This is a genomic window from Flavobacterium sp. 25HG05S-40, from assembly GCF_052654735.1.
The window spans coordinates 145253-161989 of sequence record NZ_CP199750.1 but is presented as its reverse complement, the minus strand read 5'-3'; the positions used below and the strand labels follow the sequence as shown (position 1 = coordinate 161989).

General features: G+C 35.2%; 11 protein-coding genes. 2 read left to right on the top strand and 9 right to left on the bottom strand.

Features of this window, described 5'->3' with window-relative positions; all coding sequences use genetic code 11:
• Nucleotides 1-17: 17 nt before the first annotated feature.
• The 5 genes from ACULEU_RS00680 to ACULEU_RS00660 form a co-directional block, all read right to left on the bottom strand.
• Nucleotides 18-1409 (bottom strand): OmpA family protein, encoded by a 1392-nt coding sequence (locus tag ACULEU_RS00680; RefSeq protein ID WP_445453540.1) that lies wholly within the window; start codon nt 1407-1409, stop codon nt 18-20.
• A 123-nt stretch (nt 1410-1532) separates the two neighbouring features.
• A complete protein-coding gene (gene kbl / locus ACULEU_RS00675) occupies nt 1533-2732 on the bottom strand; it encodes a glycine C-acetyltransferase (RefSeq protein ID WP_445453539.1) in 1200 nt (399 codons plus the stop codon).
• A gap of 102 nt (nt 2733-2834) precedes the next feature.
• Entirely contained in the window at nt 2835-6017 is a 3183-nt protein-coding gene (locus tag ACULEU_RS00670) for a UvrD-helicase domain-containing protein (RefSeq protein WP_445453538.1), read from the bottom strand.
• Nucleotides 6018-6614: a hypothetical protein gene (locus tag ACULEU_RS00665; protein WP_445453537.1), complete on the bottom strand. Its 597-nt coding sequence runs from the start codon at nt 6612-6614 to the stop codon at nt 6018-6020.
• 67 nt (nt 6615-6681) lie between these two features.
• Nucleotides 6682-7206 carry a GNAT family N-acetyltransferase gene (locus ACULEU_RS00660; protein ID WP_445453536.1) on the bottom strand — a complete coding sequence of 175 codons (525 nt, stop codon included), beginning with the start codon at nt 7204-7206 and terminating at the stop codon, nt 6682-6684.
• A gap of 104 nt (nt 7207-7310) precedes the next feature.
• Between ACULEU_RS00660 and ACULEU_RS00655 the strand changes: the two genes are divergently transcribed.
• Nucleotides 7311-8516, top strand: coding sequence for an MFS transporter (locus ACULEU_RS00655; RefSeq protein WP_445453535.1), 1206 nt, complete (start codon nt 7311-7313; stop codon nt 8514-8516).
• A gap of 83 nt (nt 8517-8599) precedes the next feature.
• Entirely contained in the window at nt 8600-9205 is a 606-nt protein-coding gene (locus tag ACULEU_RS00650) for a superoxide dismutase (RefSeq protein ID WP_445453534.1), read from the top strand.
• 649 nt (nt 9206-9854) lie between these two features.
• Here ACULEU_RS00650 and ACULEU_RS00645 read toward each other — a convergent pair.
• The 4 genes from ACULEU_RS00645 to ACULEU_RS00630 form a co-directional block, all read right to left on the bottom strand.
• Nucleotides 9855-11753: an amidophosphoribosyltransferase gene (locus ACULEU_RS00645; RefSeq protein ID WP_445453533.1), complete on the bottom strand. Its 1899-nt coding sequence runs from the start codon at nt 11751-11753 to the stop codon at nt 9855-9857.
• Nucleotides 11754-11931: 178 nt separating this feature from the next.
• The gene (locus ACULEU_RS00640) at nt 11932-12858 is read right to left on the bottom strand and encodes a PfkB family carbohydrate kinase (RefSeq protein ID WP_445453532.1); all 927 of its coding nucleotides are present in this window, start codon (nt 12856-12858) and stop codon (nt 11932-11934) included.
• A gap of 93 nt (nt 12859-12951) precedes the next feature.
• Complete coding sequence (locus ACULEU_RS00635) at nt 12952-13329, bottom strand: hypothetical protein (RefSeq protein WP_445453531.1); 378 nt, start codon at nt 13327-13329, stop codon at nt 12952-12954.
• Between the two features lie 127 nt (nt 13330-13456).
• A complete protein-coding gene (locus ACULEU_RS00630; RefSeq protein WP_445453530.1) occupies nt 13457-16702 on the bottom strand; it encodes an NACHT domain-containing protein in 3246 nt (1081 codons plus the stop codon).
• Nucleotides 16703-16737: the final 35 nt, after the last annotated feature.

Below are 16737 nucleotides of genomic sequence, written 5' to 3'. Positions count from 1 at the left end.
AAATATTTTAGAGGAAATTATTTTACTAATTTCACTTCTACTCTTCTGTTGTTAGCTTTACCAGCTTTAGTTTTGTTAGAATCGATTGGTTTAGATTCACCGAAACCAACTGAAGATAATCTGTCAGAAGCAATACCGTTTTCAATTAAATAATTTTTAACTGCACCAGCTCTGTCTTCAGATAATTTTTGGTTAGCTGCATCTTTACCATCGCTATCCGTGTGTCCTTCTAAAGAGAAGTTAGAATTTGGATATTCTTTTAAGATAGCAACCATAGCTTGTAATACTGGGTAAGTTTGTTGTTTGAATGTTGCTTTTGCAGAATCAAATAAGATAGTTTTAGCATAATCATTCAATCTTTTGATAACTTCATCAGATACTTCTGGACAACCATTGTTAGCAACTGTACCAGCTACATCTGGACATCTGTCATCTTTATCAAATACTTTATCTCCATCTCTATCTGGCCAAGGACAACCTGCGTTTTCTTTTGGACCTTTAACATCTGGACATTTGTCTGATTTATCAGTAACACCGTCACCGTCAGTATCAGGACAACCGCCTAAAGATTTTAAACCAGCAACATCTGGACAAGCGTCATCTTTATCAGCAATTCCGTCTCCGTCAGTATCAGGACAACCTTGGAATTCAGCTGGACCAGCAACTTCTGGACAAGCGTCATCTTTATCAGCAATTCCGTCAGCATCTGTATCAGGACAACCATTAAATTGTTTTAAACCAGCAACTTCTGGACAAGCATCGTCTTTATCATAGATTCCGTCTCCGTCTGTATCTTTACCTCCAAATTTGAAAGTAAGACCTGCAAAATGTTGCATGTGAGATGGCATATCTTCACGTACATCTTCGAAAGATTGTTTGTAAGTTGAACGAACTGACAAACCTACCATTTCAGAGAACCAATACGTTAATCCTAAACCTCCGTTTAAAGTACCTGCAGAGCTATCTCCTAACCACGTATAACCTCCACCAAGATGAATAGAAGGGTCAATTTTTTTAGATTTAATCAAACTCATTAAGCTGTAGTTAATAACTGCATCAGCCGCATAATAGTTTAGATCTCCTGGGTTAACAACTGTATATGGACCTTCACCAACTCTAGGCAATACATACCTTTTGATTTTGTTAACAGATCCTGTAACTCCAAAAGAGAAATTACTTCCAACGTATTTAGATACGTTTACATAAGACACCGCAGGAAGAATATTCCAGTTGTCTCTTGCATTAAAATACTGAGAAAGTTGGTCTTCTAATTTAGAAGCAGCACTAACTCTTGTATCTACTGCATTAACCCCAAACGATATCGCCCAAGGATTGTTACTGTCTTGAGCTTGCGAGCTGAGTCCAGCTAACATTACCAAAGCAACGAATAATTTGTTAAGATGTTTCATACTTAATTTGATTAGATTATAATAATTATAATGGGACAAAAGTAATACCTATAATTCTAATATCAAAATCAAAATGTTAAAATATGTGAATTATATAAGGATTTGACATCAATTATGAAAAAATCATTGTTTTTTGACAACGTTTAGTCTTTCGTGAACTTCCGCAAATGCATTAATTGCCTGATCTAAATGTGATTGGGTGTGCGCAGCCGAGAGCTGAACACGAATACGCGCCTTATCTTTTGGCACTACAGGAAAGAAGAAACCAATCACATAAATGCCTTTTTTGAGTAACTCATCGGCCATGACTTGAGAGAGTTTGGCATCATACAACATGACAGGGACGATGGCTGAATCACCATCAATAAAATCAATCCCTGCTTTTCGCAACCCTGCTTTGAAATAGTTTGTATTCCATTCCACTTTATCTCGCAGTGTTGTGTCTTTCTCTAAGAGTTCAAAAACCTTAATAGAAGCGCCTACTATGGCCGGAGCAAGTGAATTGGAAAACAGATAAGGTCTCGAGCGCTGACGCAATATTTCGATGATCTCTTTCTTTGCCGTTGTATAACCTCCCATCGCACCTCCAAGCGCTTTTCCGAGTGTTCCAGTGATAATATCCACTCTTCCCATCACGCCTTTGGCTTCGAGCGTACCTTTACCTGTGGCGCCGATAAATCCAGCGGCGTGACACTCGTCAACCATCACCAGCGCATCGTATTGATCTGCTAAATCACAAATTTTATCCAAAGGCGCCACCAAACCGTCCATCGAAAAAACACCATCAGTTACAATAAGTTTAAAACGATGACCGGCTTCGACCGCTTTTTTCAACTGCGCTTCCAGATCTTCCATATTGGAATTTTCATAACGATATCGCGCAGCTTTACACAAACGAACCCCATCAATTATAGAAGCATGATTTAAACTATCCGAAATAATACAATCTTCCTCTCCCAATAAGGGTTCAAAAACGCCACCATTGGCATCAAAAGCAGCAGCATATAAAATAGTATCTTCTGTACCATAAAAAGCCGCTATTTTTTGCTCTAGTGTTTTGTGAATATCCTGAGTACCGCAGATAAAACGCACGGATGACATTCCGAAACCATGAGAGTCTAAGGTGTCTTTCGCAGCCTGAACCACTTCGGGATGAGATGATAATCCCAAATAATTATTGGCACAAAAGTTTAAAACCGTTTCCCCATTAACTGTGATCTCTGCTCCTTGTGGCGATGTAATAATGCGCTCCTTTTTGAAAAGCCCATTGTTTTCAATAGTATTTAACTCGTTTTGTAAGTGTTGTTGAATTTTTCCGTACATGATTAGCGTTTGTAGATTTATCGTTTTTAGTTTGTATTTATAGTAAGACACCAAAAGTTTTTTACCTGACTGCCAGTGGCAGTCCTCCTCTTACTATCAAATCTAATGCAAATTTACCACTTCCAAGGTTTCTCCAATATAAACCAAGGCTTTTTTAGTGACTTTAAATCCCATTTTTTCAATAGCACTTTGATAATTTTCAAGTTGCAACGTGTATTTGGATTGATGCGAACCTGTTTTATAATCCAGCAGATAAATTTCGTTTTGCTTTGTAAGCACCATTCTATCGGGCTTAACTATATTACCTTCTTTTTGAATGATACTTTTTTCATTGATTATTTTATGCTGACTAGAGAAGTACATTGTCAAGTCTTGATGCAAAACAATACTTTGAATGGTTTTCTGAACTACATCTTTTTGACCCGAAACAATCAGTCCATTTTCGATGGCTTTGGTCAGTGCCACATCAATATCCTCTTTCGTTTTGATAAAAGATAAAATTTCGTGGATGACATTTCCATATTCAATAGCCTTTTGCTGTTTGGTATTCCACATCAGACTTTCGCGCTGGGCTATTTTGATGTTTTTAGGATGTAAAGTAGTAGATAATTGGGGTATAGTGAGCGTTTCCGTTGTGACTTCTTTGGTTGGCGAAAGTTTCTCAGAGCTTCCAAAAGAATATTCGTATTGCTCCTCTGTAAAAAGTCCTTTTGAAGTCAAAAACTTAATAAAAAAAGCGGCCATAGTATTCGGATAAACGCCTTTACTATTAGTGCTTTGCATTGCCGAAACAATATACAATTGCTCTTCTGCTCGAGTCAAGGCCACGTACAATACATTCACATCATCGAGCAATTCTTCTTGTTTTTTTTGGTTGTAAACTAGAGCCGCAGCTTCTCCGTAACCCGAAACACTGCTGCTTTTGTCTACTAAAACCTTTTGTAAGCCAAAAGTTTCTTCCTCAGCGTTCAACCATATTTTTTCTTTAGGCCCTTTACTGTAGTCTTCATCGGCAAAAGGAAAAATCACAACAGGAAACTCCAATCCTTTAGATTTATGAATGGTCATAATCCTTACGGCGTCATTCCCTTCGGGCGAAGGAATGCTCAATTTTTCCGAATTGGTATTCCAATACTGCAAAAAATCAGCAATTCCGGACTGTTTCTTCAAATCATGTTCCAAAACTAAATCCAAAAAGAACTGCACGTAGGCATTCCGTTTTTCTTCGGGAATCATTGTAGCAATAATCACTTCCGTTGCCTCATACAAGGACTTTTTACGAATATTGGCAAAAGAAAAATCAATCTCAAATTTGGTTAACCATTGCTGAAAATCGGTTTCACTTGACGGCATCATTCCGGCTGCGATAAAATCGTGTATGCCCATGCTGGCTTGTTGTAAAGCCAAATAATACAGAAAAGCTGCTTTGGACAACAAATCGTTATTATTATTCAAATAGGACAATACTGAAAGTATACTTTGCACTTCTGAAGAGGCGCCCAGCAACAAACTTTCGGTTGATACTATTGGAATTCCGTGCTCTGTAAGATAGTTGGCCACTTGGGTTCCGTGTGCTTTTTTTCGGGTCAAAATGACAATATCTTTATTGCGGAAACCTTTTGATTTTGCTTTTGCAATCGTTTGTAAAGTGGCTTCTAGGTACAATTCGGTTTTGTCCGGACTTTCGGCTTCGCCAAATGGAATTCCCAGTTCGCTTGTGCTCGAGTCCATCTTTTCCGCTTTGGGTATAAAAGAGAGGTTCACATAACCACCTTTTTTATCATTTTGCTGCTGGTGACTATGGTTTTTGTACAAATCTTTATAATCTTCATGGTCAAATTCTGATGCCATAAAGCCGAAGAAATCGTTATTAAAATCAATTATTTCAGAATAACTTCTCCAGTTGGTTCCCAACGAAAACAGTTTTTTATCCGGATTCACAAATGGGTTTTTGTCTTTACTAAGAGCGATAAACTGCTCTGCTTTTCCGCCTCGCCATCGGTAAATAGACTGTTTGGGATCGCCCACCAACATCAATGAGCCTCTTTCGCCCAATAAGTCTTCACTAGAAAGGGCGTTGTCAATTAACGGAATCAGATTGTGCCACTGCATTTCTGATGTATCCTGAAATTCATCAATAAAAAAGTGCTTGTATTTCTCGCCCAATCGCTCATAAATAAAAGGTGCAGGCTGATTCTGAATTTCGTTATATATCAATTTATTGAATTCGGATATGGAGAGAATGCCTTGTTCTTTCTGAATTTTAATCAATTCGTTGCTCACCGTGTTCAGTAAGGAAAGCGGCGTAATATTCTTTAAAAACGCTTCGTAAAAATCGAGCTGCTGGTGTATCTTATAAATCGACGCTAAAATTGACAGCAACTCAGGAATAATACCCTCAATAACGGCTTTGTCCGCGGCTGTTTTATTGATTTTGATATCCTCAAATTCGTGATAGGTTTTGTTTTTCGGATTGAATTTACCCGAAGCAATACTTCTCAAATGATTCGGAAAGTGGCCTGCCGAAAATGATTTTTCATCAATGCCGTTATGCTGCATTAAAGCTAAAGCACTCTGTGCCAAATCGACACTCTGTGCCTTTAAACCTTCACAAAGCGTGACTAATTTATTTTTAATCAGAATAAAATCTTCTATGTTTTTGTTTTGAAAATGGGTGATTTCCTCTCGGTTGTTTTCATTCAGAATCAACTTCCCAGTTTCCATGATATCACGTGAAACATCCCACGATTTGTCGTCGTCAGTTTTTTCCATAGTAAAATCAACCAATAATTTTGTCAATTCGGGATTGTTGCCAGCCTCTGCAATGATGGCATCTACGGCTTCTGTCAATAAATTTTCGGTATCCAGTGAAACTTCAAAAGTGATGGGCAAATTCAAATCGTGTGCAAAGGCGCGGATTACCTTATGGGTAAACTTATCAATAGTGGAGATATCAAACGCGGCGTAATTGTGAATGAGGTTTTTGATAATGCTTTTGGCTTTTTCAGTAATCGCATTCAGACTCAATCCCGTTTCCTGATGAATATCCTGCATCAACTGTAAGGCTTTATCCGATGGGTTTTCTTTAGCGAATTCGGACAAGCTGTCTACCACTCGACTTTTCATTTCATGAACCGCTTTGTTGGTGAAGGTAATGGCAAGTATGTTGCGATAAGCATCGGGTTTTTTGGAAAGCAGTATGATTTTTAGGTATTCTTTGACCAAAGTATAGGTTTTCCCAGAGCCTGCAGAAGCATCATATATGGAGAAAGCTGGTTTTTGCATTTAGTTTGCTTTAATTGTTTTAGGTTTCCCTATTGATTGTTGTAAAAATTTACAAGTGAAAACGACAATTATAAATTCGGTCATCTTTCCCAAGATGGATAGTAAAAATACCCCCCATTCAAATCCTAAGTCTACATTATAGAAACCCCAGCTAACCGGAAGGTAATCCCTATGGATCATGGTAACTATAATAACGAATTGTTCAAAAGAAAGAACAAACAGGAAGCAGATGATTATCCTGAAAAGCAAAAACCTTCTAACAAACCGAATTCTTACTAATTGTGTCCAAGCAATGAAAAATAATGGCTGCAACCAGTAGCCGAACCAATAAGGCCCTGTAGCCCTTTGAAATAAGCGGGTTTTTTGGTCGTCATTCAGTACATAAAGATAATTAAAGCCTGAAGCTAAACACCAAACAATACCAAATGTGATTCCTAAAAAGACCACTGTTTTACAAGCATACGAATCAAACTCAACAAGACGTTCTTTTTGATATTTGAATAATCTAAAAATAAAGAAGAAAATAGAATACCATCCAAATCCTATAATCAGATCAACCCGAATTACATCCAAGCAAAAATCAAAGATAGTTGTCATCTGTTATTTAAATTTAGTAGACATGATATCCTCCACGCATTTGTTTTATAGGTTTTTTTGTAATCATTTAAAAATTGCTTTTGTTGATCACATAAACAAAATTCAACTTACTATCTTCACCATAATATTCTACTTCAAATTCATCCACTTTGAGGGCGCCAATTTTTTCGATAGCTTTTTGGGAACGGATGTTGAAAGCACCAATATGAAAATAGACATTGTCCACATGTTCAAAAGCATAGTCTAACATTAGTTTCTTCAACGATTGGTTGTAGTTCTTGCCCCAAAATTTACGTCCGATGAACGTGTAACCAATTAAAATGGATTGTTCTGTTTCCTTGTAATCATAAAAACGACTGCTGCCCACAACTTCGTTAGTTACCTTATCCCTAATGAGAAACGCTCCGCCAGATAGCATCGCCCCTTCAAAAAAATTCTTAAAAACATCACGCTGATACCGAAGTTTGTTGGGATGCTGTTCCCAAAGGAGTTCGTCATTAGCAACGGCATACAATTCCTCAAAATCATTTTCCTGCAAAGGCGAAAGTACCAGTAAACTGTTTTTCAAATGATTGGGCTGTATATCAAACATGCTAGCGATAGGTTTTATTGATGGTACTAATGTAATTAATTAATTCTTTATTAAGAAAAAGGAATTATGCAATGTGTAATTTTACACCATATAAAAAAAGCGCCTTGAAAAGAAATGAAATTATACTGGTAGCGCTGATGGCGCTACTCAACTTTACGCATATTCTCGATTTTATGATCTTGATGCCCTTGGGAAACATCTTGATGCCGAAATGGAATTTAACTACATCCGAATTTGCCATTATTGTTTCGAGTTATTCTTTGGCTGCTTTTGCTAGTAGTTTTTGTGCTATTTTCTTTGCGGATAAATTTGACCGAAAAAAACTTTTATTGTTTGCTTATTCCGGATTTTTGCTAGGAACGTTTGCTTGTGCGTTTGCTTTAGGAACGTATTCGATGATCATTGCTCGTACGTTAACCGGAGTTTTCGGCGGCTTAATCAGTGCTCAGATTTTAAGTATTATTGCCGATGTTATTCCGTATGAGCGCCGTGGTCGAGCGATGGGAATGTTGATGGGTGGATTTGCTTTAGCATCGGTTATTGGGGTGCCGTTTGGATTGTATTTAGCCAACACCTATGATTGGTACTATCCGTTTTTGGTAGTTGCTATTTTCGGAGTTTTATTGTTGCCGTTTCTTTTCAAATTTGTTCCTAAAGTGAATGCGCATTTGGAAAATCCCATAAAATTGAAAGAACGCATTTCCAATTTCTATGACATTTTTAGTAATAAAGCCCAAGTTACCGCGTTAGTGTTTAGCTTTTTACTGATAACCGGACATTTTATCATTGTCCCGTTAATTAATCCTTATTTAGTGTATAATGTTGGTGTGCCGCAAGAATATACGCCTTTGATTTATTTGGTGGGTGGCATTTGTTCTTTGATTTCTGCGCAAATTATAGGTAAATTGGCGGATAGTTATGGCAAACGAAACGTCTTTGTATGGGCTGCCTTGATCTCTATCATTTTTGTGGTTTTGATTACCAATATGCCCCATTGGCAGCTGTTTGTGGTTTTAGGGATTTTCGGATTTTGGTTTAGCTCCTCCACCGGAAGAACCGTTCCTGGACAAGCCATGATTACACAAGCTGTAAATGCTAAAACCCGCGGCAGTTTTATGAGTTTAAACTCTTGCGTGCAATCGCTTGGAACCGGTTTTGCATCCTTATTAAGTGGCTGGATTACCTATAGTGATGCGAAGTTTGCGATACACAATTACAATTATTTGGGCTATATCAGTGTAACTCTAATTCTATTGTGCGTATTTATTTCGTTTCAATTAGAACGAAAATTGCAGCAAGTAGAACTATAAAACACTTTCATAATTTTATAACTTAAAACGATTAATAATTCTTAAATTTGACAATCATATACTAATCTTTAAAAAATTGAATCATGGCTTTTGAACTACCATCATTACCGTATGCTTACGACGCATTAGAGCCTCATATTGATGCCCGAACTATGGAAATCCACCATACGAAACATCATAATGCTTACACTACAAATTTAAACGCTGCTGTAGCAGGAACCGATTTGGAAGGATTGACCATTGAAAACATTTTAATCAATCTGGATATGAAAAACGCAGCCGTTAGAAATAATGGTGGCGGTTTTTACAATCACAACTTGTTTTGGCGAGTGCTGTCACCTACAGGAGGCGGATTACCAACAGGCGATTTAGCAGATGCTATCGATGCTTCTTTTGGAAATTTTGATGAATTTAAAGCGCGCTTCTCCAAAGCAGGTGCTACACAGTTTGGCTCTGGTTGGGCTTGGCTTTGTGTAAAAGAAGGAAAACTAGAAGTATGCGGAACTCCAAATCAGGATAATCCCCTAATGCCTGGTGTTGGTTGTGGCGGAACGCCTATCCTAGGTATGGACGTTTGGGAACACGCGTATTATTTGAATTATCAAAACCGTCGTCCTGATTATATTGAGGCATTTTTCAATGTGGTGAACTGGACCGAAGTGGCGCGACTATACGCTATAGAAAAATAAGAAAGAATCTTGTTATCTTTGAGAAACCGATTGTGAAAGCAGTCGGTTTTTTTATTTGGGATTAGGATAAAAAATAAACAGGCGGAATTTCTTCCACCTGTTTGCCCCAAATCTACCATAAACTTAACCTACTAAATACTATGGTACGACAAAACTAGAGATAACTTGTTAAAAAACAAGGTTTTTTGTTAAAAATATATTGGGATGATAGGCAAATGCGAGTGAAATACCCTATTTCTTAATGATTTTCAGGGTTTTATAAAATAAAAAAGGTGAAAATTTCTTTTCACCCTTTTTGCCCCAAATCTACCATAAACTTAACCTACTAATGCTATGGTTCAACAAATGTATAGGTGATGTTAGGTTGCAACAAATATTTTAGATGAAAAGCATCAATAATCGTTAAAATTAACAAAGTTGCTTTGAGAAAGGAAAATCGCGTTGTTAAATACTGAAATTGGAGGAAAAATGACGGGGTTAGAAAATAAAAAAGGTGAAAATTTCTTTTCACCCTTTTTGCCCCAAATCTACCATAAACTTAACCTACTAATGCTATGGTTCAACAAATATATAGGCGATAGAATGCTTAGTACAAATAATTTAGATGAACTACCGCAATAATCGTTAAAAGACAAAAAATGTTAAAATTTTAATACGCACGGGCATTTTTTCCTTCATAAAAGTTCATAAAGGCTTTGTTGGCGACACGATTTCCACCTGGAGTAGGATAGTCTCCTGTGAAGTACCAATCGCCTAAATTTTTCGGGCAGGCCTTATGCAAATCGTCTACCGTTTGAAAAATGATTTTTACTTCGGCTTTGATCTCTTCAGAGGTTAACAATTGCGCTATCTTATCTGAAATTTCTTGATCCGTAAACGGTTTGTAGATTTCGGTTACGTAATTGACCACCTCACTGTCTTTAAAATTAGCCTGTGCTTTACATTTGGCATAGACCTCATCTACAATATGGTATAAATTGCGCTCTTTGAGCAATTCCATAGTAGCTTGAAAAGCCACCAATCCTTCTAACTTGGCCATATCGATGCCATAACAGTCCGGAAAACGGATTTGCGGCGCCGAGGAAACAATGACAATGCGTTTAGGATGCAGTCGGTCCATCATTTTGAGAATCGACATTTTTAAGGTCGTTCCTCGCACGATACTATCGTCAATGATTACCAAATTATCCTCGGTTTTAATGACGCCGTACGTAACGTCGTATACATGGGCAACCAAGTCATCCCGACTGCTATCTTCCGTAATAAAGGTTCGCAATTTAGCATCTTTAATGGCTATTTTCTCGGTTCTGATTTTTACCGAAAGGATTTCTTCCAATTTTTCTTTGGTCAAGGTTTTTCGGTTGTTCAGAATAAAATGGTTCTTCCTTTGGTTTAAGAAATCATTGGCCGCTTCCACCATACCGTAAAAAGAGGTTTCTGCGGTATTCGGGATATACGAGAACACCGTATTGTCGGTATCGTCCTCTATAGCCTCCAGCACTGCCGGAAGAATTAACTTACCCAATTCTTTTCGTTCCTGATAAATTTCGGCATCACTGCCTCTGGAAAAATAAATACGTTCAAACGAACACGCCTTTTTAACGGTAGGCTCAATAATTTCTTCTTCGGTGATCGTGCCGTTTTTCTTGATGATTAATGCATGTCCCGGTTGCAATTCCTGTACTTTTTCAAAAGGAACATTAAAAACCGTCTGTATCACAGGTCTTTCTGAAGCGACTACGGCAATTTCATCATCCTGATAAAAATACGCTGGACGAATTCCGGCCGGATCACGCAACACAAAAGCATCGCCATGCCCCAGCAGTCCAGCCATAGCAAAACCTCCGTCCCATCCTTTGGAAGCGCGTTTTAATATTTTGGTAATGTCTAATTTTTCAGCTATTACCGGAGACGCTTCACGTTTGGACAAGCCGTTGTTTTTACATTCCTGATACAAATCGGTTACCGCATCATCCAAGAAGTGACCTATTTTCTCCATCACTGTTACCGTATCTGTCATTTCTTTCGGGTGCTGACCCAACTCCACCAAACTATTAAAGAGCTCGGTAACATTCGTCATATTGAAATTTCCGGCCAAAATCAGGTTCCGGTGCATCCAGTTGTTCTGACGTAAAAAAGGGTGTACGCTTTCGATGCTGTTTTTGCCATAAGTACCGTAACGGACATGGCCCAAAAACAATTCGCCGATATAGGGAATGTTCTCTTTTTGCAGCGCGACATTATCTTGGTATTCCGGATGCAACGTCAGCTCTTCATTAATACGCTCATTAATCTGAGCAAAAATATCCTGAATGGCTTGTGCTTTATTGGAACGAACCCTGCTGATATAACGTTCTCCCGGATCGACATCCAACTTTATAGAGGCAAATCCGGCACCGTCTTGTCCGCGATTGTGCTGCTTTTCCATTAGCAAGTACATTTTTTGTATGCCGTAGAAAGCCGAACCGTATTTTTCTTTGTAGAATTCTAATGGTTTTTTTAATCGTAAAAGTGCAATTCCACATTCGTGTTTTATCGCGTCGCTCATTGTAGTAGTTATTTAGTCGAATGTCAAAAGTTAGAAAGTCGAAAGACGCTTAGCAATCGTATTTCCGTTTTGATTTTTCATTGTGTTGTTGTTTACTATTTAATTTTTCAGTCTGCTGTCTTTATGACTTTCGACTTTTGACTGAAAAAAAAATGCCCCGAAAATTCGAGGCATAAAATTAAGCTAATTCTATTTCAAATTGTGTTAACGCTTTGAATTGTTTTAGGCGTTGGTTCACTTCTTCTTTTTTCAGTTCCACCATTCTTTCGGTTCCGAATTTCTCCACGCAGAACGAAGCCAAGTTGGAACCCTGAATAATCGCGGTTTTCATTGTTTCAAAAGAAATGTCTCCTTGTTGGGTAATGAATCCGGCAAATCCGCCTGCAAAAGTATCTCCTGCTCCAGTCGGATCAAATACATCGGCTAAAGGTAAAGCCGGCGCAAAGAAAATATGTTCGTCATGGAAAATCAACGCACCGTGTTCTCCTTTTTTAATCACTACATATTTTGGACCCATAGTGTGAATCTTAGCGGCTGCTTTTACCAACGAATATTCTCCGGACAACTGACGGGCTTCTTCATCATTAATAGTAATCACGTCAACACGTTTGATGACGTCTAATAATTCCGGCAACGCACAATCCATCCAAAAGTTCATCGTATCTAATACTACCAATTTTGGTTTTTGTGCCATTTGATTCAACACACCGGTTTGTACAATTGGATGTAAGTTTCCTAACATCACGACATCGGCATCTTTAAAGTTTTCGGGAACCACCGGATTGAAATCAGCCAAGACATTAAGTTCTGTAGCCAAAGTATCTCTTGAGTTCATATCGTTGTGGTAACGACCGCTCCAAAAGAAGGTTTTGCCGCCTTTCACTACTTCAAGTCCTGAAATATCGATGTTTCTCGAAGTTAATAAATCTAGATATTCTTGTGGAAAATCATCACCTACGACCGAAACAATCGCTGACTGCAGGTTAAAATGCGAAGCCGAAAGTCCGATAAAGGTTCCTGCGCCTCCTAAAATTTTGTCTGTTTTTCCGAAAGGGGTTTCGATAGCGTCAAAAGCAACCGTTCCTACTATTAAAAGTTTGTTCATTATCTGAGTTTCAAATTAAAGGCGCAAAGATAATCATTAGTCAGAAAGTGGCAAAGTCAAAAGGCATAAAGAAAAATGGAACGCGCGGAATATTTAACTTCTCGATAATGTTGGTACTAAAAATAAAACAGTGCCTATCAAAAAAATAAAAGTCAACAAATGTATTTTATAATGATTCGCTCGTAAGAAAATGAACTGTTGTAGTGTCCGAAGTAACCAAAACAAGGAATTCCCAAGTAAAAACCAATTCCCTAATGCAGTGGTCAAAAGTTCTGTTGGAAAAACGAAACAAATAATGGCACTCCAAATAAAATAGTAGCTGATTTGAATATTTAAAATTTGCATGATTCCTCTATTGGCAAAACTCAATTTTTTCAATTGGCTGTCCCACCGAAACATTTTCCAAAACCCAAAGTGGAAAAGGGCAAACGCCAAATTATAAAGCCCACAAATAACTACTAGTGTTTCCATTTTTATCTATGTTTTACAGTGTTGGTCATCGCATTACTGCTACTGCTAATTTAGCAATTTCTGGGTAAAATTAGTGCTATTGGGATAGGTACCACACGAAAGATTCGGGCGGGAGAGGGGGTGATTTTTAGTCTAAGTAATCTTTTAAATGTTTAACTATTACTTGAGTTAGTTTAGTTTCAATATCAATTAATAATTTAGTAAACGGTCTATCAATTATTTTCATTTCTTTACTAGTCAGAATTTTTTCTTTATCAATTTTATCTAAATTTATTATTGCATCCTCCACAATTTTTTCGGCTAATTCAAATATTTTTCTGGGGAAAGTGTATTTATTTTTATTTGAAGAATAAAACATTAAAATCCATAAGAATAAGTGTTTGTTTTTTATAACTGCTACATTTATTAAATATATCACTTCTGTTGACTCTATTTCAACATTAAATAAATTTTCAAATTTCAAATTTTGACTTAGTTTGTTTTTTGAAATAATAAGATCAATTTCTTTTACATTTTCTAATGGCATCAATTTCTTTTCACAAAATGATTGATAATTATTGATTAAATTTATTAATGAATAGTTGAATATAAGGTTTGAAAATAATTCATTAATTATTTGATCTTTAGGAAAGTGTTTTTTTATGAAATGGGATGTAACTCTTTTAAATTTAATTATATCATTTTCTCTTTTAAGATCTGAAAACGGTTCTAAAATGTTTTTGTTTATTTTTATTTTGCTAATATTGTTTTGATTTACAACAAAAATACCATCATCATATTTTAAAATTGCATCATTCGCGACATAGGCATATTGATTCTTTTTTATATTAAAGAATAAATTTTCTGAGAAAAAGAAACCATATGAATTATAAATGGAATTAACTTGTTTAAAATTTATAGGAAGCGAATAGCCTAAAAATTGACAATCACTAAACTCACATAACTCGAAATTAAGTTTGTTAATGTCGTTTAATAAAATTTCTAATTGGCAGTCTTCAAATTGACAGTTTGAGAATTTTATAAATTCTTCATTAAGTTCAGTTTTCTCATTTATTAAAATTTTACAATTTTTGAACTTTACATGTCTAATTTCTAACAAACCTTTTAGTATTAAATTATCTATTTCAATTTTTCCATTTTTAAGTTCAGATTCTATTTTTTTTCCATTTATAGCTAAACTTGTTTTTTTTGTAGAAGTAAGTTGAAAATTATTAAAACTTGAATTTACTAATGATATGTATCCATTTGGATTAATTAATTCCGATTTTTCTAATTCGCAATTTTCAAAAGTTGTATCCTCAAAAGTTGTATCCTCAAAATTGGAATTGTCAATCTTAACATTTATAAATTTTGATAAATTAATTGTTTGAAAACCCCAATTAACCTCTTTTATTGTTAGGTTTTGAAATGTTGTATTTAAAAAATTAATTTTTTTTATATCTATTTTGTCAATAAATGTTTCATTAATTTTTAATTCATCATGTTTAAGAGAGGAAAAAATTATTGCTACACATATATTTCTCTTAAAGTTTGAATCATTCATTAATTTTCTTTTACTTAAATTAAGTAACATTGATTTGGTTTTCTTTTCGATAACACCAAACCCACCCAAGAAATATAATATTTCTTTTGGAACTTTATTACTGCTGATAAGGTCTAAAATATTTTCATCATCAAGATTATCTTTGATAAATCTCGCAACAAAAAACTCCATAAACGATCTGTGGATAAATTTAAATTTATCTTCTCCCACTCTTGTAATAAATGTGCATATTTGAATATCTGAAGCTATATCCTTTATTGCATAATTGCTAATCGATTTATTTATATTTTCAAGGTTGTTTTTATATTGTTTAATTATATCAATAATGTCGTTATAGGCGATATCTGGTTTATCACTTTTGTATATCAAAATTGCAATTGCTTGTGCAAACTCTCTTCTTTGTTCTTTGTCAATTAATTGTCTTGTTGTTCCTTTACTCCATTCTAATTCAAGATTTAAATTAGTATATAATTCATATAAGGCTGAGGAACCATAATTAATATTACTTTTTTTGTAATTCCCTTTTTCTAGTAAAATTGTGTCCTTTATCATAGACAGCAAAATGGGCTTTTTCATTAAATCTTTTAAATCATATACTGATAAAAGAAAATCTTTCACTTCTTGCCATGAAGAATTACAAACTTCTTGAAATTTACCTTCAAAATTCTTGAGAAATAAATCAATTTTTTCCTCTGAAAAGCTATCGAGAGTTATTGTCATATATGATTTATTAGAATTTGTTTCATTATGACTATTTTTTGAACTAATATATTTAGTTGACAACTGTGTTTCTAATATTTTAAAATCTGATTTTCTTCTTATATAATCGCTAGTATTGCTTGGAAGTATTATTTTTGTTGGGTTTACTTTATGCTGAATAGCTTTTATAAGATCATTGTATTCTTTATTTGAAACAAAATATGATGGTCTGCAAGTGATAATTGAAAAAGAATTGCTAAGTAATATTCTATACAGAATCATAAAATTATCAAGTTTAACTTTATTATTCACTTGTAGAGACATTTCATCAAATCCATCTAACAAAAAAACGAAACCACCTCGGTCAATTTCTTTCCAAATTTTTTCTTGAGATATATCGAGATTAAATTGTTTACAAAATGTAATTGATATAAATGTTTGTAAATCTGAATATTTATGAAAATTCTTGAGTTCTAAGTAAAATGGTTTTATTGTGGTTTTTTCTAATAAATATTTATTAGCTAGTTCATATCTTATCCTTTGCATTAATGTCGTTTTTCCAGATCCATAGTCAGCTAAAACAGAGACAAAGCTTGTTGTATTTGCTTCATATTCAATGGATTTTAACAAATGCTCTTTAACATCAAGAATTTTATCACTTTCTTTTGATCCACTTAAAGTTATAAAATCATAAAACATTGGATCTCTTTCATAGTCAGATACTATAGTGCGTAAAGAATCTTTAATATCAAATAAAGTTGTTTCTAGTTCATTTATGGTTAGAAGATTAAGATAAGGACCTTTTGCCAAATGTGAGGTAGAGCTAAAAGATGTATTAGTAATTAAAACACCAGATGAAATTCGTTGTATAGATCTGTTTGATTCTATAAAATTTTTGAAATCCATTACGTTTTGATTTGAAACAGATCCTTTAGTAAGATATTTGCATTCAATCATGAGAATGACTTGACCTGCACCTTTGACTGTTTTGGTTGCAATTAAATCAACTTGTTGTCCCTCGACAATTCTATTTGATTCAATCTTATATCCAAGTCCTTCATATATTTCTCCAACTTGTTTTTCAAAAAGATCCCCTTTTATTTTATTTTCAATAGTATTTTTTTTGTCCACAGTTTTTTAATTAAAAATTAAATTAGATATAAAAG

What these genes read in the sequence shown, in the direction of transcription:
- ACULEU_RS00640 (WP_445453532.1), bottom strand. Translation starts at nt 12,858, where the DNA reads ATGAACAAACTTTTAATAGTAGGAACGGTTGCTTTTGACGCTATCGAA.
- ACULEU_RS00650 (WP_445453534.1), top strand. Translation starts at nt 8,600, where the DNA reads ATGGCTTTTGAACTACCATCATTACCGTATGCTTACGACGCATTAGAG.
- kbl (WP_445453539.1), bottom strand. Translation starts at nt 2,732, where the DNA reads ATGTACGGAAAAATTCAACAACACTTACAAAACGAGTTAAATACTATT.
- ACULEU_RS00670 (WP_445453538.1), bottom strand. Translation starts at nt 6,017, where the DNA reads ATGCAAAAACCAGCTTTCTCCATATATGATGCTTCTGCAGGCTCTGGG.
- ACULEU_RS00680 (WP_445453540.1), bottom strand. Translation starts at nt 1,409, where the DNA reads ATGAAACATCTTAACAAATTATTCGTTGCTTTGGTAATGTTAGCTGGA.
- ACULEU_RS00660 (WP_445453536.1), bottom strand. Translation starts at nt 7,206, where the DNA reads ATGTTTGATATACAGCCCAATCATTTGAAAAACAGTTTACTGGTACTT.
- ACULEU_RS00635 (WP_445453531.1), bottom strand. Translation starts at nt 13,329, where the DNA reads ATGGAAACACTAGTAGTTATTTGTGGGCTTTATAATTTGGCGTTTGCC.
- ACULEU_RS00645 (WP_445453533.1), bottom strand. Translation starts at nt 11,753, where the DNA reads ATGAGCGACGCGATAAAACACGAATGTGGAATTGCACTTTTACGATTA.
- ACULEU_RS00665 (WP_445453537.1), bottom strand. Translation starts at nt 6,614, where the DNA reads ATGACAACTATCTTTGATTTTTGCTTGGATGTAATTCGGGTTGATCTG.